The 249-nt window shown below is 69.5% G+C and carries 1 protein-coding gene; it reads left to right on the top strand.

Going from position 1 to position 249, the window contains the following annotated elements; translation table 11 throughout:
- Nucleotides 1-17 precede the first annotated feature (17 nt).
- Nucleotides 18-249: acyltransferase domain-containing protein (locus SCWH03_RS28465; RefSeq protein WP_371872814.1), on the top strand; the 232-nt coding region annotated here is incomplete at its 3' end.

Raw genomic sequence — 249 nt, 5'->3', positions numbered from 1 at the left:
TGCCGGGGGGTGGGGCGATGGTGGCGGTGGAGGCGTCGGAGGAGGAGGTGCTGCCGTGTCTGTGCGAGGGGGTGTCGGTTGCTGCGGTGAACGGTCCGTCGTCGGTGGTGGTGTCCGGTGACGAGGCGGGTGTGGCGGGGGTGGTGGAGCGGATTGCCGGGCGGTTGGGGGAGCGCAGGGTGAAGTGGTTGCGGGTGTCGCATGCGTTCCATTCGCCGTTGATGGAGCCGATGCTGGACGACTTCCGTG

The organism is Streptomyces pacificus (genome assembly GCF_011766325.1).
GTDB classification, from domain to species: domain Bacteria; phylum Actinomycetota; class Actinomycetes; order Streptomycetales; family Streptomycetaceae; genus Streptomyces; species Streptomyces pacificus.
This window is presented reverse-complemented; position numbering and strand designations above follow the sequence as displayed.